Raw genomic sequence first — 20,508 nt, 5'->3', positions numbered from 1 at the left:
GGTGATGTTTCCGGGTCGCAGGCGTCGGCCTCTACATCACGGCCCTGCGATGCCAAGGCCATCAACAACATGCGGCGACGGGCAAAACTCTCACCCACGCTGGTCCTGGAATAGCGTCCGGCGTACCGCAACGGCCTAAGCTATTGCCTTGCGAACCCGGTCGATCGTCGCCTTGCTGACCTCATGCTCGCCCGCGAGTTCAGGCCAGCGGGACAAAGCCTCACGCGTCCGGTCAATCGCATCGGCGACCGTCTTCTTGGTTAGTTTGGCGGCTTCGCCAAGTTTCTGCAGATGGTTGGTGGCGGGATTACGTCCCTCCCCCATGACCATTGTGCTTTGCTCCCCGCGCGGTCCATGGGAGAACGTCAGGTCATAGGCCGGGGACAACGCCCATCGGCCCGTTTCGTCCATCAGGAACGAGAAGTTCTTGCTGTGGTCGTCACGGTTATGGGCCAGCACGTTGAAGACGGCCAGGCGGAACATCTTTTCGACTTCACGGACGTCCTTAGTAAGGAAGCCGGTCAGGGCAATCATATCCTCGTAATCAAGGGCCGGGACGCGGAAATCGGAATGCAGCGCGCCACAGGCGGTATGCATGTGCAGCCGTTTCTCCCCGTTCCGATCAAATCGTTTGGTCGCGAAATAACCCGCACCCTTCTGGGCCGGGAAAAGGTGGACATCCGGCATCTCAACACCGGCTTCTTGCGCCATCAGGGCATAGACATATTCGACCGCCCCGGCGTCATTTCCGTCCTGGGTGTTGGCGAATTTCACAAGCCAATGTTCATGCCCCTGCGGCAACTTGGCCACGCCATGGGCAATATGCTGCCGCGCGCCATCCAGTCCGATCATTGCCTTGGGACGCGCCCCGGCGGCAGAGCCGCTCAAAAGCAACAGCTCCTTCAGGACATCCTCCGATGCCCCGTCCAGCACCTCCTGCGCCTGCCTGGCCAGCTCATCCAGGTTGATGGCGCTCTCCGCATCCTCGACGCTGTAATCCGGCTCAAAGACCAGGGCACCCATGCCGCTGCGGCCGACATGCGCCAGCCTGTCCAAGGGGGTCAGCGTCTCCAATGCGATCCCCTGGGACCGCGTAAAGCGGTCGAACAGAAGGCGGCCCCAGCCATCCGGAAGGCTGTCGCTGAACACACCCGGCAAGCCTTCAAACAGCGAGCTGTCGAATGTCGTCAGTCCCGGTTTCAGCGGCAACCGGAGCGGGGAAATCTCCATGTCCTTGCGAAGGAATGCCACGTTGTATTCAAAATAGACCCGACGCTCGCGGGTGGCGAGCCTTCCGACAGGAACGATTTCGCCCCCAAAGTCCAAGCTTACCTTGAGCTCTGTGGCGGACAGATAATTATTCATGAGCGGCGCCCCCGCTTGCGGGTGACCTTACTGCTGTCGGCCTTGAGGACGTCATCGATCGAGGCAAAGGGCGTCTCCTTCGGCGCGATAGCCTCCACAACACCTTCCATCCCGCCGACTACCATGAGAAGCTTCAAAAAGGCCTCCAGCGAGATCACGCCCTTCTGCTCGAATTTGCGCAGGCTCGGCAGCGGCACGCCGGAGCGGTTGGACAATCCCTCCTGCGTCAATTCGATGGCCAGCCGCCGGGCACGGACATGATCCGCGAGCTTTTGCTGGGCATGAGATGGGCTTGTAAGTAACATCATGATATTAGAAACATCCCAATATTGGCTATATCTAACATTATAGTATTAGTATTTGACTTACGCAAGCCGCGTGAGGCATCCCTACTGTCGAGTCGTTCGGTGATGCTTCCCAGTTCGATATTCGGGAGCGGGACCAGCCCACCCGTAGTCATTACTTTGGGGGCGATGGATTAGGCGTTCTATAGCCGTTACGGGCGAATTCTTCCTCGGCTTCGACAAGAGCCATTTCGAGGAAATACCCGAGCATGGTCAGATTCGGATGGCGCTTGACCAGCTCTAGGAGCCCGCGCAGGTGCTCAACAACCTTTTTCAAATCATCCATGGCTGATCCGTCCCCCTATTCAAAAGCTACCAGGGACTGCGTTCATTTCAACCCACACGTTTTGATGGCTAGTCCCATTTTTGAAGCGCTGCGCTCCGTGAAACTACCTCCGCTCCTGTGCCGGAGCCTTCGGTCTCGTTGGTCAATTCTTTGGCGCCGAGGATAGGCCTGTCTCATCCGAGGAACTGGCGGATCTGAAGACGCTGGAACGGTGGGAAAATCACTTAGACTGGCTGGAGAGCGGAGCGCCCCAAACGTCACCCTCTCCGGCCGGCGAACGGTGGTCGGAGCCCGAGCAGGACCGCACACAGTAGCTTACGTCATTTTTCGGTGGTTCCAGATGGGCCTGAACGGGTGGGTTCTGTAAGCTCCTGCCTCCGTCGAAGACCGACTGGCTTTGACCAGCTCTGGGTGTCGCCGATGAGGGACCGAACTTGGCCAGGCCGAACGCCTGTCGACCCGCGATGGTGACGAGCAAGTGCAAACCCGGCAATTACCCGCCAAACGGGAAGAACAGCCGGATTGGTGGCCGCCGCGCAGGAATGGCAAACGGAGGTGCCGGGCTCACGAGGACCACCTGGATTGGCTTCGGCCGGTGCTTGATGCACCGGACCCGGCAGCAGAGCGGGTTCAGGACGAACGGCATCCGCACCATGCACCATGAAGACGAAGAGCGGATGCTGACAGACATGCCGCGCGAGGATCTGGAGCCGGACGATTACTTGGACTGGTGGAAAAAGTGACCGTCATTGTGCCTTGGTGGGCGTGGCACGCCGGAACTCGTCGATGACTGTGACGGCGACACATACCGCGCGGTCTATACCGTCCGCTTTATCGGGTGATCTATGTGCCACGAGGCCTTCAGAAGACATCGAAGACGGCATCGCCACGCCCAGGCATGAAATGGACCTGATCCGGGTCCGCCTCAAGAGCGGAAACGCACTGCAAGGAAACTATTTAAAGAGAAGGCGGGAAATGACCGTGCCCCAGGGAAAGATACCGCCACGCAACCTGATGCAACTGAAAATTACTTTTAGCTCAGCATTTTGGTGTTCTACGCGGGGATGAAGGCGGCTCGGACAATGTAAGCTCCTGTTGCGCAGAAACAGCCGAATTTGCCAGCTTTTGCCTTGTATGGATATCCCGAAGGATTGCCAGCGTTGTCCTTGGCGGTGTCCGTTTGGCAAACTCCGCCTGGGTTCGAGCGCCCAGCAGTTTCCTTATCACGTCATCTCTGGAGGGCATTTGGTCTCGCAATTCTAAGGTGCAGCAAATTCAACACATACCTTATCTACATGCGCCCTGTCGATCCGACCTCCGTCGTCGTCAGCAATTTCTGGTAGCAGGCCTAGGGTTGAGATCTGCATATTTACAATTTGAGGTAATTGGTTCTACATCGGGTCATCAATCAGGCGGGGGTGCCGAAATGAAGACCTTGGTTTCTTGCATGCTTCTCTTTTTGTTCAGCGCCGTCGGGGCCGCGGCGGAATGTCCCCCACCCGCCGACAGCAGTTTCAAATCCTCGGCGAAAGCTCTTTTTGATTGTTCGAGCAGCCTGCCGCTCAAGGGCGCGGAAGGGGAACGAAAATTCCAGATCCACTACGACTTTCCGCAGACCCTGCCGGACAATACCCACTTGCCGTGGTTGGCGGTCGATCCCATGGCCGACCCCTCCGGCTATATGAAATCCATCCTCAACTACGTGATCAAGGTAAACGCCCGGCCGGACATCGACTGGCGGATCGAGGACAACAAGGAAGAGCGGTGGTGCGACGCTCCATGGTTTTATATGCTGCGCGAGCCCTTGCATGGCATGACCAGCGAGCGGTGGTCGCGCCCGAAGGAACTGCACGCGTTGCAGACCGACTGGGAGCAGAATTTCGCGGTCGGCATCTACAATGACGTCGCATGCTACGGCTTCGGCCAGATTTGGGGCGATCCGGCATTCCCGAAGACGCGTGGGTTCGCCCTCGCCGAGGGCGCGCTGTCAGCCAAGATGTTGTTTTCGTCCGCGACCGCCTCGCAAGTGCCTTATCTGACCGGTTCCAAGGAATGGACCGTCGCTGCCAACAAGGACGGCAGCACGATCACCATGCGCCTCCTGCAACTCGACATCTCCGTCAAGGACAAGCGGTCGCCCAACGGGTGGTTCTTCGGGACCTTCATGTATGACGCGATGGAACCGGGCGACAATCCGTATCAGCGCCTTGTTCCGGTGGGGCTGATCTGGGGCAGCGACCCCGGCCTTATTGCGAAAACCTATCTTGAGGCGGCCGCCACCGCTACGGAAAGCTGGGTCAATCCGGCTGTCGCTGTGAAATTTTTCTCCCTGCCGCGCCAACATCTGGGATTGTTCGGCCGCGCCAACGGCCCGGTGGACAATCCCAAATCCGCCTGCATCACCTGCCACCAGCGGGCGATGGACTGGGGCCGAGCGGTGCTGCCGAACAGCCCGGAAGCGCGCCAGGCGGAGGCCCTGCTGCCCGATGTGCCCTACGATCCCTATGACGACACTGCGGTCAAGGCTTATTTCCGCAACATCGGCAGTGCTTCGCCTGTCCCCAACACCCAGTCACTTGACTATGTGCTGCAGGTCTCCAAGGGGATAGCAGCTTTCCGCATTTGGGTTCAGGACAAATTTCCGGGCGAGGCATCCGCCACCACCGACGTCACACCGTACCCGTTCAAGCCAACGGCAGCGGCAGCACTCATGGCGCCGTTGTCGCAGACCCTGACGGACCCGGTGACCGATGATGCGCGCGACACCACCGGAAAGCTTTTTGACAGGTGACCGTAAAGCCTGATGTTCATGACGCTCTATTTCGTGAGGGCTGCCGGGAATGCTTTCGCTGAAGATCTTCGGGCGTTTTCTCCTGATCGATGCCTTGGGCATCGACCGAAGTCCGAAAAGCCTGAAAGCGAGGGGCATCCTGGCCTTGCTGGCCTTGTCGCAGCACCATTGCCGCAACCGGGCCTGGTTGCAGGACAAGCTTTGGAGCGACCGGGATACCAAGAAAGGCTCCTGCAGCCTCCGGCAGACCCTTGTGGAGATACGGCGGTCGCTCGGCCCCTATGCGGCGGTCTTGAAGGCGGACCGTGAGAACGTTGCGCTCGACCCACAGCGCTTTGCCGTGGTTTACAACCGCCCCGCCCAACAGCATGACTGGAACGACGAGAACGAGGTTTTCCACGATCTGAATATACCCGATCCCGAGTTCGAGGACTGGATCCGGAACCAGCGGATGGCTCTTGCCGACGATCCCGCAGTAAAAACTCCTCCAAAACCGATAAGTCACCGTCCCGCCGATCCGGCCATCTTCTTTCATTGCAGCAGCGATGCCCACCCGCGCAGCGAGGTCATCACCAGAAGCCTGGAGGCGTTGACGACCATGGCGCTGCTCGATTTCGACAACTTCCAAATTTTTTCGCAATCTCCGGCATGGCCGACCGTTCAGGGGCGCGACCTGTGCTCGGGTCTTTCCGTCACTGTGGTAACGGCTACATTGGCGAAGCAAACCCAAGTCTATGTGACTGTCACCCACCCGGCGACCGGCAAACGGTATTGGTCGCGCAGCTTTATGCTGGCCACCGGGGAAAATGCCTTCGAGGAGGATCGGGTTCTCCTGGTATGTGGGGAAATCGTCCAGGCTGTGCTGTCGACGTTCCGGGAACGGGAGGATGAGCTTGGCCTGAAAAACTCCGCCGCCCTGCTCGCAAGCCATGGCCGGAACCTGCTGTTCCGGTTCGACAAGGCGAGCCTTCGGGAGGGTGACCGCTATCTGCAGCTCGCCTACGAGCTCGAACCCCGACCGCAATATCTCGCGTGGCGGGCGTTCTTGCGGAACATGGCGAATTTTCAGCACCGTTCCTGCCGCTTCCTGGACGACCGGGTCGATCTTGAGACCTTGGCGCAGGAAGCGCTCCGGCAAGCCTCCGGCAGTGCCAGCGCCTTGGCGATCGGCGCCCATATCGAGTATCTTTGTGCGGGATCGCCGCGTACGTCGCTCCGCCTGGCCGAACGGGCCGTCGGGATCGATCCCTTGAACGCGGTCACTTACGCCATCCTGTCGAATACGGAGCTGGCACTGGATAAGCGCGAAGATAGCCGCAGATCGGCGCTTATGGCCCTCAGCTTAGCGGGATCTGGCGAGCAACGCGCGTTTATCGAGTTCTTCGGCTGCATGTCGGCTGCGGCATTGGGCGATTACCAAACCGCGATCGACCATGCCGAGGCATCGCTCATTTTTCGCCCGTCCTTCGTAGCCCCACTGCGATACCTCGTCGCTCTCTACACGCAGATGAGAATGAGCAACGAGTTGGCCCGAGCCGTTCAGCGTCTGAAACGCGTCGAGCCTGAATTCCACCCAAGTTGGTTTCTGAGAGAGGATTATCCGGTCACGACCATGCGTCGTATTCGCCTGATAGAGGCCGTAGCCCGCTAGTTGCGGGAATTCTCAGGAGCAACCGAACCAGATTCACGGTGGAATCACGATCGGGAATTAAGCCTGCCCTTCCATACCGACTGGAGGGTGACCATGAACTATCACGAGCATATCGCTCAACATCTTGAAGCTGCTTTGCTGCTCTCTCGCAAACAGGAGGGGAGTTCGCTGCTCGCTTACCTGATCGATTTGGCAATCCTTGAAAATAACGAGCAAGATAGGCCTATAGAGCCAAAAAGGCGACCCGATAGGCCAGAGCAGACATTCTCTTTGAAACCGGTATCGGAACTGGCCTCGCCTAGGCGATAGCCGGCGGCGATACAAGCGCTCGCAGGGGTTCCGGGGCTGGGGACCCTTTCGAGCGGACTTCTATATCGTGCTTTGGGGTATCTCGCCCTGTTGGAAATACATGCCCGCTTGGACTATTGGGTGACCTAATCCTCACCCTTCAGGTCGACTGCCGTAGCGGCGCAAATCCCAACCACAACACAGTCTCAAATACGCTTCCGAAGACATCCGCGTCGGTTTGCAGCCTTCCAACGGACGGCCCGCTTGTCAAGCCAGAGCTGCTGTCAGGCGCGCAAGTGCTTGGAGAGTTTCAAGTCACGCTCCTCATGGTTGCGCTTCGAAGCCATTCCGGCCACTTTACATAGATAAGATGCAGTCAGTTGCCGGCTAGCCGTCGTGATGCCGTGCAATATGGCGCAATCCGAAAGCCATATGTCGCCGTTGCGTTGGCGAAAGTGTGCATCGGAAGTCTGTGTAGGTCGTCAGAGAAAGTACTCTTTTATTACGACTCGGTACAAGGGGGCTCGGTACCAGGCAGGATCTGGAGTTGGCGCGCTTCAACTTCGACACCCTCCCGAGTGATACGCAACCATGTATTCTTTTGGCTTTCAGGATAATTATTGAGGAGATGCTCTTCAATAATTGAGCGTGCCATTTGAACGTTATCCGCTTCTACTGCGTATTGATTTTCGACGACCTCGCCTTGATCGCCGTATTTGAGAATTTCTCCTACATATACATTCATGAAAATGGTCCAGACTGGAATAACTTAAATTTATTTAAGTGTGCAGCATTTCCGATGCGAATAAAATTGAAATAACATTACAGTTGAAAGACAAGAGCACTTTGCGCATCTTGCCGATACGTGGACCCTTTCCAGACGATTGCGGTTGATTTAAGCACAATTTACTATAGTTTAAGTGTTCTAAATTCGCAAATCATCAGGTCTCGGCGATCTGCTCGATATTTTCCTGTTTGCTATGACGCTATCTCAAGATCATTACGACGTGGACGTTGCTGACCCAGTCACGAGGACATTGCTTGTTACCGCAACGCAATCGCCAAACACTGAGGACTGTGATGACAGAACGTCCTTGCAAGGGGAGGTTCGGAACCCTTTTGCTCAAGGCAAAGCCCGCTGAGGTTCGTGCTTCCGCGTTGGCACCCTTGCGGGCGATCGCGCGCGTGAGTTTAGAAAGCAACTGCGCGCTGAGGGCGTCCCGTATAGACCGGCGTCAACACCGACGGCCGGCGGGAAGTTTTCGGCATGGAGATCGGCACATCCGAAGCCGAGCCGATCTGGACGGAATTCCTGCGTAAACTGACCCGGCGCGGTCTTAAGTGGCTTAGCCTCCGATGTGGTGGAAAATGTTTTTCCCTTTGAAGGCGAGCGATTCCTCGACTACAACTACGTTAATGTATCGGCCGGCTCGGGGGAAAAAATGCCAATAGTTTTTGTTCACGGCGTGAACAACCGCAAGGAAGACGCCGGTTTTAACGATGATCTCGCGCGCAAAAAGGAGTTCCTGAAAACTCTTGTTGCGCCACCGCTCGGGCTTGATCCAACAAAGGTTGCTGTCAGCTTTCCCTACTGGGGTGGCGATGGCGTCAAATTCCTGTGGAATCAGGTGTCGCTCCCGGGCGGCAGCTTCGAAAGCCTGGGGCTGGGTAACCAAACCAATGAAATCGACTTTTGGCTGTCGGACGTCCAGAAGACGTTCGGAGCGAACTCGGTGATTCTCGGTAAGATCAGCCGCGACAAGTCGTTTGCGGAGGCCGTCGACCTTATCTGGGACACCTCCGCTGCCGCGACGGCAAACAGCCCGGAGAACATCCAAAAGATCGCAACGGCATATCAGGCTTCCCAACGCTATATCGCAAAGCACCCGGCGCCAGCCTGGGCGTTGAAGGCTGAACCGCTTTCAAACAAGGAATTCGTCGACGCCCTCCTGAAAGGGATTAATGAGCTCCCTGCGGACGAAAAGAAACCCGAGACATTCGGCCTGAGCGATTGGTTGACCTCGACGAAGGAGGCGCTGGATCGGCTAGGTTCAGCACCCGCCGACCTGGCCACCAGTGGCGTGCTGGCACTCGGTCGAAAATCGACACACCAAAAGGCATCCCGTTTCCTGGGGGATGTGTTCGTTTACCTGAAAAACCGCGGAACGGTGGGAGCCCCCGGCCCGATCGTCAGCACCGTTCTCAGGGCTTTTCGCGAGGCGGATATTGCCAGGAATCCGGACGACGACAAACTTGTCATCGTGGGGCACAGCCTTGGCGGCGTCATCACCTACGATATCCTTTCCTATTTCGCGCCTGATCTAAAGGTCGACTATCTCGCGACCATCGGATCACAAGTCGGCCTCTTCGAGGAAATGTCACTTTATAGCCGAGCTTTGCCAGCTGGAATGCCGAACGATGCGCTGAAGGATCGCATCGCGGCCAACCCGAACATTGGCAAATGGCTGAACGTCTTCGACACAAATGACGTCTTTTCGTTCAGCGCCGAAGGAATCTACCAAAACGTCAAGGATTTCAGATACGACACTGGGTATGGTGGGCTTGGCGCGCATGGGGGATACTTCGCGCGTCCGAGTTTTTACAAGCGTCTCCAGACGCGGCTGCTTGCATAGGCATTATCATGACGCTGATATTTGAATCGGATGCCATCAAGGCCGACCCGTCCTCGGCGGTTACCCATGTCCTTCTTATCGGATGCGCCGAATATCCCAGCCTATCGAAAACCGCATTCGGTAGTCTTTCCTCTTTAACCTCACCAAGGGTGTCTGTCGAGGCGGTGGCCAATTGGTTTCTCACCGGCGTCGATGCAATGCCTGAGGGGCAGGGAAAGGGATCAGAGGAGGCCTTCTTCAATGACGAAGCACCACTCGGTTCAGTCGTCATGCTAACGTCTCCAAGCGCGCCGTTCAAAACACCATTCGGGGCCACGATTACGCCGGAAAGACCATCGATCGACAACATCAGAACAGCCTATTTCGAATGGGTTCAGCGGCTTGCCTTAAATTCAAAAAGTCGCGGAATATTTTATTATTGCGGCCACGGCGTGAGCGACGGGCTGACGCAGCAGTTGGTCGCGGACGACTTCGGCGAAAACAAAATCCGACCGTTCGATGCGGTTTTCCATCTGTCGAACACAGTACAGGGCACGATCCGGAAAGCCAAAGCTAGCCTGTTCTACTTTATCGACGCCTGCATGGAGTTGAGTCAGGAGATCATCAATCAAGTCGCATCGCCACAGCCACTCTTCGATATGACGAGAACTGGAAAAGCAACGACGACCGAATGGGCGATCCTGCGGGCCACGACGACAAATCGCCTCGCCTATGCGCCGGCTGGCCAGGTTGCCTACTTTACAGCGGCTTTGCTTTCCTCTCTTCGTGGTCGCTGTGGCATTGAACATCCCAGCGGAACCGGGTACGGCATCGACGTGAACAGGCTTCGTCCGGCTGTCGCTGAATTCCTCGATTTCACACAGCCCGGTGACACTGACGACCGGCAGAAACTCGGAAGCACCGAAGGTGAAGGCAACGGGAATGTGCCGATGCACGTTTTGACGAAGCGACCATCGGTTCTCCTCGAACTGGACATAGAGCCGCAAGGATTTCGGGCAATCGGGCAGGCTTTCATGGAAAGCGCTGCTTTCCCCCGAGATACCCAACCACTGGCCGGGGGTCCGGTCCAATTCATCCGTGAACATGGCGAATGGACATACGGAGCGAACTCCTCGGATTCGACATCGTTTCCGGAAAAGCTCCTTGCAAGAAAACTGCTGACAGGCGCAGCCATGCGCCGATTGATCAACGTTGAGACCTGAGGGAGGATAGTCCGGTGAATCTAACCGTGTATATTTCCGGCTCCGGCCAAGACGATAGGCTTCTTACGCTTCCGCTCGACATCTTTTCGTCAAAGGGCGATCTCCTCGCATCTGGCGCGGCCTCCCCTAACCGACCGGCGACCTTCAACCTTACCGACGACCGCAGGAGGTCGGACAGGGTGTATGTCGTTGTAAGACTGCCGAACGGCCGAACGCTTCAAGAAAGCGTCGACACCAACGATGACAAACGAAGCGTGCGATTCGATTTGCGCTCTCCACATGAATGGCTGCAATGGGTCGCGCCGTTCCAATCTTTAGATCACTTGCGCGACGGCAGCGAAACTGATCCTTTTTCCCGCCGCCGCATCGGCAGGGTATGGATGACGCTTTGGTCCCTAAATGATGGCCGCTGGCAAAGCAAACCTCTGGAGGTCGCATCTCGAGACGCCGATCCCAATGGCATGCAGCAAGTTACCATCGACGTCCCGAACAATCCGCACCTTCTGCAGGTCGGTGGCGATGAGGTCGGTTGGCGCCTTGTGACCCTACCTCCCGACCAGACAGTGCGTGTCGCACTGACACGAAGCCCACGGCGTGGCGGCGATTCGATCGACATCACCATCGCGCGTAAACAGGCGGACAACGAAATCATTCTCTCGTATCTCAGGGAGGGCGCGATCAGTGAGGCGAACACACTTGCTGAAACGTTGGATATCGCCAATCAGCTCTTAAAGGATAAGATCGAGGATCCGATTTCCGCAGCAGCGGCCGGGTACGTCCTGCTGCGGAACAATAAACTTACCGAGCGCCAGGCATGGGTACGGAACCTAATGGATTGGTTCCCGGCGTTGGCGGACGGGGCAATAATTGCAGCCGCACTAACCGCGCGACTGGATGGAACAGCGGAAAAGACGATCCGTGACTACATCAAAACCGCATTGGATCGCGGTCTGCCGATCTTTTCCATCGGCGCGGATATGCTGCTCCAGACGATGGCCGCGGTTCATGGAGGTGACGATGAGAAGAAAGGATTTCATCAAAGCTATCTCGCGCTCCAGGCCTATGTCAGGGCCGCGGTTCCCGTAGGACCGTACTTCGCATTCGAAGGGTTCAGCCCTGCAGAGCCTACTTGGGTGTCGGTTTTTGGCCCGCAAGACAATCCTGGGTTCGGTTTGGAGGCAGACGGCAGCACTCCTCGCGGCCAGCTCGTTTATTCTCGTCCCACATCCATCCGTGGCCGATATGGTCATACGGTGGTGCAGCTACCACGTGCGCCGGTTGGCACAAGCGCTGAGTCAGCCATGACAAGAGCGATAGCATCCCAACCCGCCTTGCTTCCATCATCCGATGCCCCCGCTGTAGAAATCAGGCGTGTTAGGGGTCGTCAACTCAGCGGCAGGCTTCTTTTGAGCGAAACCACTTTCCTGAGCCACCTGTCTGCTCCCGCGACGAATCCGGTTCTTGGACTTGGTGACCGCGACGGAGGGCCGCATAGCAAACCGCGTCGTGCTGCATCGAAAGAAACGCGCGATCAAGTGCCCACCGCCGCTGGATCCTCGCCGCAGAGGCAGTCGGAGCGGTATTGGCGAGAACAGCGTGAAACGAACGCCCTCACGATGTTCGATGAATAGGAAGATAGAGTGCGATGAAATCGCCCGCCGTATATGTCGATCGTTGTCGCGCCGTTGATGATCAACTGCCCCATCTGGATGATAAGCCGACCATCAGCATCATCCTGTGAAAGGGGCGCAATGCGATTATCGTCGAGTACCCGGATCACGAGGCTCGTTAGCCTGCTATATCATCACGACGATTTCGGGATCATCGCGTGGACTGCTGATGGCGGAACGCACGGGGTTCAATTTTCTCGGTCATTTCTTGGTCATTTCTCGGGCATCGAGCCGGCAAGGCCGCGCCCGAGGCGCTGGCTCGATGCCCGGCGGGTGCACGCACGGCGCGTCGACGCTCGATATCGGACTGGACCGTCCTGGAGAACGCCACGAAGCGTGGTGGCACCCTCCCTGACGCCACGGTGTCGTGCGTTCGATCCATTCGCGTGTCCGCGCCTCGGGATCGGCGTTCAAGGTGATGTCCGTGACAACGGCCGCCGCGTCGGCGCCCGCGTCAAACACGCCTTGTAGCCTGTCGATATGCAACCCTCCGATCGCCACCAACGGCAGCGGTACGACGCGCCTCTTCCAGTCTGTGATCCGCTCCAGACCTTGCGGCGCCCATTTCATCTGCTTGAGAATGGTGGGATAGATCGGGCCGAGCGCCACATAGTCAGGTTTCGTAGCCAAAGCCGTTTCGAGCTCCGCCTCATCATGGGTGGAGAGGCCGAGTTTCAGCCCGGCTCTGTGGATGACATCGAGATCGGCCGCGGCGAGATCCTCCTGCCCGAGATGAATAAATTCGCATCCCTCGTCGATCGCCAGCTTCCAGTAGTCGTTGACGACCAACTGGCACTCCGCCGCCGTGCAAACAGCTTTCGACCGGCGGATTTCCTTGCGCAGGATCTCGTCCGGGCGATCCTTTACACGCAACTGCACCAGCTTGACGCCAAGCGGCACCAGCCGCTCGATCCATTCGGAACTGTCGACGATGAGATAGAAGGGATCAAGCTTCATGCGAAGACGCCCTTTCCGAAAACCGGCGTGGAGGGTACCGCCATGTCGCGCGGCTCGAGCATGCCGGAACGATAGGCCAGCCTTCCGGCCTCGATCGCCTGGCCGAACGCCTCAGCCATGGCCGGCGGATCGCCGGCGCCCGCGACCGCCGTATTGAGGAGCACAGCGTCGTAGCCGAGCTCCATCACCATTGTCGCATGTGAGGGTCTGCCAATGCCGGCATCGACAATCAGCGGCACATCGGGAAAGGCGGCCCGCATCGCGGTCAGCGCAGAAGGATTGCGCGGACCGGCGGCAGAGCCGATCGGGGCACACCAGGGCATCAGTATCCGGCATCCGACCGAAAGCAGCTTTTCACCAACAACCAGATCATCGGTGGTATAGGGAAACACAGAAAAACCGTCCGCGCAAAGAATGCGTGCGGCCTCGACCAGTTCGAACACATCCGGCTGGAGGCTGTCATGATGGCCGATGACCTCGAGCTTGATCCAGTCTGTACTAAATACTTCGCGCGCCATTCTGGCGGTCAGGATCGCCTCGGATGCGCTGTGACATCCTGCTGTATTCGGCAGGATGCGAACGCCGAGTTGGCGGATGAGTTCGAAGAAGGCTCCGCCTGTCTTTCCGCCGGACGTTTCCCGGCGAAGCGAGACCGTGACGATCGCCGCTCCGGACCGGGTTACCGCATCGGCAAGCACGGCCGGTGACGGATAGCGCGCGGTACCGAGCAGGAGCCGCGACGAGAGCTTGGCGTCATAAAGCGAGAGCATGGCTCAACCTCCCTGCATGGGCGCGAGGATTTCGATCCGGTCACCTTCTTCGAGCCGTTGATCGGAGCGATCCTCGCGATGCACGAGGGCCCCGTTGACGGCGGTCGCCAACCAGTCACCGTCGTATTCCAGAATGTGAAGAAGCTCGGCGAGCGTTACGACCGCGCAGACTTGCGTTTCGCCATTGATGATCAGTGTCATGGGTTCAACCTTTCAAAGACGCTTTCGAGTGAGTATATCGGCGGCTCGGACCGCCATGGCCGGCGCCAGCAGGAAGCCGTGCCGGTGCATGCCGGTGACAGCGAGGCCCTCTTCCGTTTCGATGACTTGCGGGATGTTGTCGGCAAAGGCCGGGCGTATCCCTGTTCCTGTTTCCAAGAGACGCGCCTCGCCGAACGCAGGATGCACCGCATAGGCGGCATTCAGGAACTCCGTCAGCGAACGCGCGGTGATCGGCCCGTCATCCTCCGCCTCGATCATCGTCGCACCCACCATGAAACGGTGATTGTCACGAGGCACGATGTAGATCGGATGGCGGGGGTGCAGCATCCGGATCGGCCGGGACAGCGTCACATCCGGGGTTTCCAGATAGAGCATTTCGCCCCGAACGCCGCGCAGCTCTGGGAAAAGCCGTATCGCAGCCGCCCCCGTACAATCAAGCATGGCCGCAAATCGCCGGTCCGCCGGCTGCTGTCCGGCAAGATGGAAGACGACGCCACGTTCGCGGAGGCCTTCGGCGAGCCCGGCCAGTGTCCGGCGCGGATCGAGATGTGCTTCCTGCTCGAAGAACAGGGCCTTTTCAAAACGACCGGAAAGCGCAGGCTCCAGATCGCCGACGCCCCCGCGGTCGAGCCAGACATGGCCGCTGGTACGCGCGGCAAACCGAACGAGATCCGGCAGGTCACGCGGTTGCGCCACGACCAGCGTGCCGCGGCGATGAACCTCGCCGGGCACGGCCGCTTCCCACCAGCCGGCCGCAGCCAGACCGAGTGTCGTGACAATATCCTCGGCCGCTTCCCGTTCGCAAAAAGGGGCGAGCATTCCTCCTGCGAAATGCGAGGCGCCAAGCCCTACCGCGTCTCCTTTCTCGGCCACCTCGACGGAGAAGCCGCGTTTGACGAGTTCATAGGTAACCGCGAGGCCGGCAACGCCGGCCCCCTTGACGAGAACCGCGGGCATTATGCGTCGCTCCGAAGGTTTTCGACCGGCATATAGAGATCGCCGCCGTCGCGATATTTCGCGGCCATCGCTTCGAGGCCCTCCTTCTGCGCTTCGGCGCGGATATCGTGGGAAATCCACATCGAACAGAATTTCGGGCCGCACATGGAGCAGAAATGCGCCACCTTGTGCGCCTCCTTGGGCAGCGTCTCGTCATGCATCGAACGGGCCGTTTCCGGATCGAGCGAGAGGTTGAACTGGTCCTCCCAGCGGAACTCGAAACGGGCGCGCGACAGCGCGCCGTCGCGGGCCTGCTCCGCCGGATGGCCTTTGGCGAGACCGGCGGCATGCGCGGCGATCTTGTAGGTGATGACGCCCACCTCGACGTCGCCGCGGGCGACAATCCAGCTTTCGCGCAGGTGCGGCAGGCCGGCATCGATGCTGATCGCCGCACCTTCCGCGGTATAGGGACCGGAGGAATCGTAGACGGTCACCGGCGGTTCGCCGGAGTTCGGATGCAATGCGATCTGGCGCATCGGCACGCGGATGTCCGGATGGATCGCTCCCGCCTTCAGGACTTTCGTGGAGGCGGGAAGCGGGCCGGTGGTGACGACCGGGGTGAGTTTGGTGATTGCGATATTCATGGCTCGAGGCTCCAAGGTTTGACGTTTGGAGACCCAGTTCCAGAGTTGGAATGATGGAAAAACACCTCGGAATCCGAAGGACGGTTTCCCGCCCTTGTTACCGCAGCGCCCGCACCGTCCCTACGCCAGTATGAACTGGATCAGGTTCAACGGGTCACTGCGCCTCGGGCGGCCAAAGCCGGTCCGACCAGCAGTATCTCAGCCCCTTGACGGGACCCCCCTGGTGAATGGCGCTAAGCTATTGTGAGGAATGGCGCTCCGTCAAGTCACCGCATGATGCACGCCGCCCCGAAAGGGGCAGTGACACCACGAATCCAACCTGAAATCGGAGGCAAAAGCCACCAACAGCCATCAGGGCGTGCCGCCAATCACCAATTCAGCGGTAACTCGAGGTCTCCAATCACCTCCTCTTTGGAAGCATAAGCGAACGCGCCATCATCGGGCGATGAATATTCCGCGAAAGGGTCAGCAAAAATTTCCCTCTTTGCTAGATGTAAGTTCAAGACATCGCGTGAGTGGCCGCTTGAAGTCAAACCGACATTTTTTATGACGTTGATGACATCGCATGACGTTGGCCAACCGCCCCCACAAAACAGAAAATGCTGCAGTATTTTTGGAAGCCGACACTTGAATATATTTCATATGTAAACGTAAACGCGTTGCCTCGTTCGATTTCCGAGGCCCATATAGATTTCCATTTTTCAAAATTTCTTCAGCGGGAATTATTTTATGGATACCGGTGGTTATATAGCTCGGGATGGAAGTCATCTGGATTTGCAAGGTGACCAGGACTGGTGGCGTGGGGCCGTTATTTATCAGATTTACCCGCGCTCCTTCCGGGACTCGAACGGCGATGGCATCGGCGATCTGAAGGGCATCACCGCCCGCCTGCCACATGTCGCAGCGCTTGGCGCAGACGCCATCTGGATCTCGCCCTTCTTTCCGTCGCCGATGCGGGATTTCGGCTATGACGTCTCGAACTATACGGATGTCGATCCGATGTTCGGCTCGCTGTCGGATTTCGACGGTCTGATTTCCGAGGCGCACCGGCTCGGCATCAAGGTGATGATCGATCTCGTGATGTCGCACAGCTCGGACCAGCACCACTGGTTCATCGAGAGCCGGTCGAGCCGCTTCAATCCCAAGGCGGACTGGTATGTCTGGGCCGATGCCAAGCCGGACGGCACGCCGCCCAACAACTGGCTGTCGATCTTCGGCGGGTCGGCCTGGCATTGGGATCCGACCCGCATGCAATACTACATGCACAACTTCCTGACATCGCAGCCGGATCTCAATCTGCACAATGCGGAAGTGCAGGATGCGCTGCTCGACATGACCCGCTTCTGGCTGAAGCGCGGCGTCGACGGGTTCCGGCTCGACACGATCAACTTCTATTTCCACGACAAGGACTTGCGCGACAACCCGGCGCTCGATCCCTCGCGCCGTAACGCCTCCACCGCGCCGGCCGTGAACCCCTATAATTTCCAAGAACATCTCTACGACAAGAACCGGCCGGAGAACCTGGAATTCCTGCGGCGTTTCCGCGCCGTGCTCGACGAATTCCCGGCGATTGCCGCCGTCGGCGAGGTCGGCGACAGCCAACGGGGCCTGGAGATCGTCGGCGAATATACGTCCGGCAACGACAAGATGCAGATGTGCTACGCCTTCGAATTCCTGGCGCCCGATCCGCTGACGCCGGCGCGGGTCTCAGAGGTGCAGAAAGCGTTCTCTATCGCTGCACCGGACGGCTGGGCCTGCTGGGCATTCTCCAACCACGATGTAGTGCGCCATGTCAGCAGATGGGGCCACGACGTTCTCGATCGCGACAGTTACGCCAAGATGGCGTCCGCCATCCTGATGTCCCAGCGCGGCTCGGTCTGCATCTATCAGGGCGAGGAACTTGGATTGACCGAGGCCGACATCGCCTATGCCGACCTTCAGGATCCCTACGGCATTCAGTTCTGGCCGGAATTCAAGGGCCGCGACGGCTGCCGCACGCCGATGGTCTGGGACAGCCAGGCACTGCAGGCTGGCTTCTCGACGGCGGAGAAAACCTGGCTGCCTATCCCGGTAGAGCATCAGCTTCGGGCCGTCGGCGCTCAATACGGCGATCCAGCATCTGTTCTGGAACAGTACCGACGGTTCCTCGCCTTCCGCAAGCAGCACCCGGCCTTTGCCAAGGGCGAGATCGAATTCCTGGCCGAGGACGGTGCCGTTCTCGGCTATAAGCGCCAATACGGAAACGAGACGCTGCTCTGCCTGTTCAACATGAGCGCGGCGGAAACGACAACCGAGCTGCCGACCGGCGATTGGGAAGTGCTGACCGGCCACGGCTTCGAGGCGATGGCTGAGGATGACATTGTCGCTCTCCCCCCGTGGGGTGCTTATTTTGCGCGCGCAATCTAAGCTTCATTGATATTCATCGTGAATTGATGTCCGTTGAGCAGAGATGGATGATGGCTGAGAAGCTTTGGTCGGTTTTGTCGGATCTCATCGCGATGCGCTTGAACTTTGAATTTGTGTTAGAAATTCTCGATGAGGTCCCGCCATTTGTAGAGTTCGGCGTCGAGCGGCAGCGCGATGCCGGTCTTGGATGCTGGGAGATGACGATCTTTGCGCCGCGTTCGTTGCACAGGTACGGCATTGGGCGGGACAGACACGTTCCGAATGGCCACCGTTGATACGTGACGAGCAGAACATCGATACGACCGAGATCCTGCCGGATCTTAAAAACGCCATGATGAAGACCAGCCATATCGCCCTTGGATTTACGTATGGAACCAACGCCGGCAAGAAGAGGGTTGAGGAAGCTGCTGCTGAATTGGGTTTCGAACACTTCTCGGTGCGCTTCAACGAGAAGCTGGATAGCCACACGTTTTCAGTCTCAACTGGGATGAGGACTTTTCTTGAAAATGTGGGGTACAAGTCCTCAAGCAGGTGCGCACCCGCGATGGCACGGTTGACCTTGAGAGTTGCCAGCGAGACGCGCTTGGCTATTCGGGGGCAGCTTCCCTGGTCATCACACAGAATAACGTCCCATCGCATGTCATCACAGCACTCTGGTGCCCTGGCATTTACAATAGCAAGGCTTGGATCCCCCTTTTCCTGCGTCGCGGATATCGCAAACATCTTGTCCTGTCCTGAGTGATTGAAGGAACAGCAGGAGCTATCAACCGGCACAGTCGCTGCTTCTGTTTGAATTTCCGGCTGCGGGCACAAAACACTCAATGAGGATAGACGAATTGCTTCCGTGGAACTGGTCGGCGATCACCACAATCGACGCAAAGGCAGCCTGATGGCAACAGTCACCTACGTCCGTACGATCAAATTTGTTGCCGAAATTCTCGAAGAGGACCCGGAGCTTCTTCAGGCAATCGTCTCCAACGATGATAATCTGAGCTACGGCAGCATCATCTCCGTGTACACCGGAGACGACGAATCCGTGACCGCACTGACAGACGACGGCATGGACGAATTGGAGCAGATGCTCAAAGACGCCCGCCGCTCACCCCAAGAATGGGACGACTTCCTCGACAGCTTTGTTGACGACGAGCTGCTCGTCGCTCGCATCAAAGCAAAATCTCCGCGGTAGCAATCGGGCGGTTACGTTCAATGACGCGTTAAGTCTTCATCTCCGTCGAGGGCGCTTTCTGCTATTGATTGTCAGTGATGGGATTCGCGAAGGAGTTGAGGTTATCGCTGAGTACCTCCCACGCCACGCCGGTCTCCACTTCTCAATGGGCCTAGTGGAGATGCCGCTCTTCACTCTGCCGGGCGGCGGTTTGCTTATTATCCCGCGCGTTTTGGCCAGGACGGCTTCAATTGAGAGGACCGTGATTTCCGTGCCAGATGGACATCGCGTCGTCGACGGCGACCATGCCAACTCGAAAAACGGCGATGATCCTGATCGCGAAGCAGTCGAAAAACCGTCGCAAACAGCAGACCCTTTCCGGACCACATCCGAAGATAAGACTGAGCCATTCTCTGGTTGGCGGAGCGCGTGAATACCTTCGTCAATGTAGTACGACCACGTGTGAGGTCTGCCGTTATCGCCCACCAAATTTTCACATGAAAACAGCCCAATAAGCCCTGCAAACGCTGGGCTTTTTTCGTTTTGGCTGTCCGAAATTCCCTCACCTACCCCCTCACGGCGGCCATTGATTCTATTGTGTAACCGGCTACGCTCCCCTCACCATCCACACGCGAGGAGGAGGCCTCTCATGGTTGCCGATGATGGTTCAGATCCGCTTCTGGAACTCGTCCGAGCCCTAGCCTGACGACAGGCACGACTAGAAGCTTCTGCCGGCATCCGATGGGATTTCCATGAAAACTACCGGAAAGACCCGTCGCCGGAGAATGCCGCGTTGGTGGTGGAGCACACAACGCTCGCGATGGAGCTGCCCTTCAACGTGCGCCATCGTGGCGCAGGGAAAGCCGCGGGCCGCAAAGGGATGAAATGAATGCGCTGAAAATCCTTCTGGCTTTTTATGCTACGGTGGCGATGATCGTGCTTGCATGGGGTGGCTCTCTGACGCAACCAACTTTATTCAGAATTGGCATCGATCAATGAAATCAGATGATTTGCCGAGGAATCGAAGAACGCCTCGATTTTGGTAACGTCGGGCAACTTCACCGATACTAGAGCACATCCTGTTCAATCCGGGTCATATCCAGCAGCCCTGAAGTAGTTTGCGCATTCTGCCGGTGTGAAGCGGGGGATCAAGGCGCCGACGGCATCCCATAGAGCAT

Annotated in this window: 19 protein-coding genes, 2 pseudogenes and 1 riboswitch; of the genes and pseudogenes, 12 read left to right on the top strand and 9 right to left on the bottom strand. The window is 57.9% G+C overall.

The features are described from left to right. Positions 1-135: 135 nt before the first annotated feature. The 3 genes from MOV63_RS19570 to MOV63_RS19560 all read right to left on the bottom strand — a co-directional run bounded on the left by MOV63_RS19570 (position 136) and on the right by MOV63_RS19560 (position 1,995). The gene (locus tag MOV63_RS19570) at positions 136-1,365 is read right to left on the bottom strand and encodes a type II toxin-antitoxin system HipA family toxin (protein ID WP_247036039.1); all 1,230 of its coding nucleotides are present in this window, start codon (positions 1,363-1,365) and stop codon (positions 136-138) included. Continuing rightward, the gene (locus tag MOV63_RS19565) at positions 1,362-1,673 is read right to left on the bottom strand and encodes a hypothetical protein (RefSeq protein WP_247036037.1); all 312 of its coding nucleotides are present in this window, start codon (positions 1,671-1,673) and stop codon (positions 1,362-1,364) included. Before MOV63_RS19565 ends, MOV63_RS19570 begins: the two co-directional genes overlap by 4 nt. 151 nt (positions 1,674-1,824) lie before the next feature. Continuing rightward, positions 1,825-1,995: a hypothetical protein gene (locus MOV63_RS19560; RefSeq protein WP_247036035.1), complete on the bottom strand. Its 171-nt coding sequence runs from the start codon at positions 1,993-1,995 to the stop codon at positions 1,825-1,827. A gap of 602 nt (positions 1,996-2,597) precedes the next feature. On the opposite strand from MOV63_RS19560, the gene MOV63_RS19555 reads away from it, so the two are divergent. The 4 genes from MOV63_RS19555 to MOV63_RS19540 all read left to right on the top strand — a co-directional run bounded on the left by MOV63_RS19555 (position 2,598) and on the right by MOV63_RS19540 (position 6,746). After that, positions 2,598-2,738: a hypothetical protein gene (locus MOV63_RS19555; protein ID WP_247036033.1), complete on the top strand. Its 141-nt coding sequence runs from the start codon at positions 2,598-2,600 to the stop codon at positions 2,736-2,738. Positions 2,739-3,349: 611 nt separating this feature from the next. Next, positions 3,350-4,786 (top strand): hypothetical protein, encoded by a 1,437-nt coding sequence (locus MOV63_RS19550; protein WP_247036031.1) that lies wholly within the window; start codon positions 3,350-3,352, stop codon positions 4,784-4,786. 49 nt (positions 4,787-4,835) lie between these two features. Beyond that, positions 4,836-6,437, top strand: a complete 1,602-nt coding sequence (locus MOV63_RS19545; RefSeq protein ID WP_247036029.1) for a hypothetical protein — start codon at positions 4,836-4,838, stop codon at positions 6,435-6,437. A gap of 93 nt (positions 6,438-6,530) precedes the next feature. After that, positions 6,531-6,746 (top strand): hypothetical protein, encoded by a 216-nt coding sequence (locus MOV63_RS19540; RefSeq protein WP_247036027.1) that lies wholly within the window; start codon positions 6,531-6,533, stop codon positions 6,744-6,746. Positions 6,747-7,227: 481 nt separating this feature from the next. Here MOV63_RS19540 and MOV63_RS19535 read toward each other — a convergent pair whose 3' ends face one another. After that, entirely contained in the window at positions 7,228-7,470 is a 243-nt protein-coding gene (locus MOV63_RS19535; RefSeq protein ID WP_247036025.1) for a hypothetical protein, read from the bottom strand. Between the two features lie 486 nt (positions 7,471-7,956). Between MOV63_RS19535 and MOV63_RS19530 the strand changes: the two are divergent. From MOV63_RS19530 to MOV63_RS19515, 4 genes and pseudogenes are all read left to right on the top strand, one after another. Then, a pseudogene (locus MOV63_RS19530) lies at positions 7,957-8,079 on the top strand (transposase); the annotation flags it as partial. Positions 8,080-8,086: 7 nt separating this feature from the next. Next, complete coding sequence (locus tag MOV63_RS19525) at positions 8,087-9,358, top strand: hypothetical protein (protein ID WP_247036024.1); 1,272 nt, start codon at positions 8,087-8,089, stop codon at positions 9,356-9,358. A gap of 8 nt (positions 9,359-9,366) precedes the next feature. After that, entirely contained in the window at positions 9,367-10,560 is a 1,194-nt protein-coding gene (locus MOV63_RS19520) for a caspase family protein (protein ID WP_247036022.1), read from the top strand. 179 nt (positions 10,561-10,739) lie between these two features. Further along, positions 10,740-12,191, top strand: coding sequence for a hypothetical protein (locus MOV63_RS19515; protein ID WP_247036020.1), 1,452 nt, complete (start codon positions 10,740-10,742; stop codon positions 12,189-12,191). Between the two features lie 393 nt (positions 12,192-12,584). Here MOV63_RS19515 and MOV63_RS19510 read toward each other — a convergent pair. The 5 genes and pseudogenes from MOV63_RS19510 to MOV63_RS33060 all read right to left on the bottom strand — a co-directional run. Further along, a pseudogene (locus MOV63_RS19510) lies at positions 12,585-13,187 on the bottom strand (thiamine phosphate synthase); the annotation flags it as partial. Next, complete coding sequence (locus MOV63_RS19505; protein WP_247036019.1) at positions 13,184-13,957, bottom strand: thiazole synthase; 774 nt, start codon at positions 13,955-13,957, stop codon at positions 13,184-13,186. The pseudogene MOV63_RS19510 and the gene MOV63_RS19505, both read right to left, overlap by 4 nt. A 3-nt stretch (positions 13,958-13,960) precedes the next feature. Beyond that, positions 13,961-14,158, bottom strand: coding sequence for a sulfur carrier protein ThiS (gene thiS, locus MOV63_RS19500; RefSeq protein ID WP_247036017.1), 198 nt, complete (start codon positions 14,156-14,158; stop codon positions 13,961-13,963). A 12-nt stretch (positions 14,159-14,170) separates the two neighbouring features. Beyond that, complete coding sequence (gene thiO / locus MOV63_RS19495; RefSeq protein ID WP_247036015.1) at positions 14,171-15,136, bottom strand: glycine oxidase ThiO; 966 nt, start codon at positions 15,134-15,136, stop codon at positions 14,171-14,173. Then, complete coding sequence (locus MOV63_RS33060) at positions 15,136-15,759, bottom strand: phosphomethylpyrimidine synthase ThiC (RefSeq protein WP_258719244.1); 624 nt, start codon at positions 15,757-15,759, stop codon at positions 15,136-15,138. Before MOV63_RS33060 ends, thiO begins: the two co-directional genes overlap by 1 nt. Before the next feature lie 99 nt (positions 15,760-15,858). After that, a riboswitch (TPP riboswitch) is annotated at positions 15,859-15,991 on the bottom strand. A 542-nt stretch (positions 15,992-16,533) separates the two neighbouring features. Here MOV63_RS33060 and MOV63_RS19480 point away from each other — a divergent pair. The 4 genes from MOV63_RS19480 to MOV63_RS19465 all read left to right on the top strand — a co-directional run bounded on the left by MOV63_RS19480 (position 16,534) and on the right by MOV63_RS19465 (position 19,351). Beyond that, the gene (locus MOV63_RS19480) at positions 16,534-18,165 is read left to right on the top strand and encodes an alpha-glucosidase family protein (protein ID WP_405029355.1); all 1,632 of its coding nucleotides are present in this window, start codon (positions 16,534-16,536) and stop codon (positions 18,163-18,165) included. 47 nt (positions 18,166-18,212) lie between these two features. Then, positions 18,213-18,440 carry a hypothetical protein gene (locus MOV63_RS19475; RefSeq protein WP_247036011.1) on the top strand — a complete coding sequence of 76 codons (228 nt, stop codon included), beginning with the start codon at positions 18,213-18,215 and terminating at the stop codon, positions 18,438-18,440. After that, positions 18,437-18,907, top strand: a complete 471-nt coding sequence (locus MOV63_RS19470) for a hypothetical protein (protein ID WP_247036009.1) — start codon at positions 18,437-18,439, stop codon at positions 18,905-18,907. Before MOV63_RS19475 ends, MOV63_RS19470 begins: the two co-directional genes overlap by 4 nt. Before the next feature lie 147 nt (positions 18,908-19,054). After that, the gene (locus tag MOV63_RS19465) at positions 19,055-19,351 is read left to right on the top strand and encodes a hypothetical protein (RefSeq protein WP_247036081.1); all 297 of its coding nucleotides are present in this window, start codon (positions 19,055-19,057) and stop codon (positions 19,349-19,351) included. Positions 19,352-20,508: the final 1,157 nt, after the last annotated feature.

It is taken from the genome of Neorhizobium sp. SHOUNA12A (genome assembly GCF_023006505.1).
Taxonomy (GTDB): Bacteria; Pseudomonadota; Alphaproteobacteria; order Rhizobiales; family Rhizobiaceae; genus Neorhizobium.
The sequence above is the reverse complement of the archived record's forward strand: the minus strand, read 5'-3'. Positions and strand labels throughout refer to the sequence as shown.

Excerpts from the sequence above, each read along its gene's own strand:
- thiO (WP_247036015.1), bottom strand. The coding sequence starts at position 15,136 with ATGCCCGCGGTTCTCGTCAAGGGGGCCGGCGTTGCCGGCCTCGCGGTT.
- MOV63_RS19545 (WP_247036029.1), top strand. The coding sequence starts at position 4,836 with ATGCTTTCGCTGAAGATCTTCGGGCGTTTTCTCCTGATCGATGCCTTG.
- MOV63_RS19505 (WP_247036019.1), bottom strand. The coding sequence starts at position 13,957 with ATGCTCTCGCTTTATGACGCCAAGCTCTCGTCGCGGCTCCTGCTCGGT.
- MOV63_RS33060 (WP_258719244.1), bottom strand. The coding sequence starts at position 15,759 with ATGAATATCGCAATCACCAAACTCACCCCGGTCGTCACCACCGGCCCG.
- MOV63_RS19565 (WP_247036037.1), bottom strand. The coding sequence starts at position 1,673 with ATGATGTTACTTACAAGCCCATCTCATGCCCAGCAAAAGCTCGCGGAT.
- MOV63_RS19540 (WP_247036027.1), top strand. The coding sequence starts at position 6,531 with ATGAACTATCACGAGCATATCGCTCAACATCTTGAAGCTGCTTTGCTG.
- MOV63_RS19535 (WP_247036025.1), bottom strand. The coding sequence starts at position 7,470 with ATGAATGTATATGTAGGAGAAATTCTCAAATACGGCGATCAAGGCGAG.
- MOV63_RS19465 (WP_247036081.1), top strand. The coding sequence starts at position 19,055 with ATGGCAACAGTCACCTACGTCCGTACGATCAAATTTGTTGCCGAAATT.
- MOV63_RS19570 (WP_247036039.1), bottom strand. The coding sequence starts at position 1,365 with ATGAATAATTATCTGTCCGCCACAGAGCTCAAGGTAAGCTTGGACTTT.
- MOV63_RS19555 (WP_247036033.1), top strand. The coding sequence starts at position 2,598 with ATGCACCGGACCCGGCAGCAGAGCGGGTTCAGGACGAACGGCATCCGC.
- MOV63_RS19475 (WP_247036011.1), top strand. The coding sequence starts at position 18,213 with ATGATGGCTGAGAAGCTTTGGTCGGTTTTGTCGGATCTCATCGCGATG.
- MOV63_RS19520 (WP_247036022.1), top strand. The coding sequence starts at position 9,367 with ATGACGCTGATATTTGAATCGGATGCCATCAAGGCCGACCCGTCCTCG.
- thiS (WP_247036017.1), bottom strand. The coding sequence starts at position 14,158 with ATGACACTGATCATCAATGGCGAAACGCAAGTCTGCGCGGTCGTAACG.
- MOV63_RS19560 (WP_247036035.1), bottom strand. The coding sequence starts at position 1,995 with ATGGATGATTTGAAAAAGGTTGTTGAGCACCTGCGCGGGCTCCTAGAG.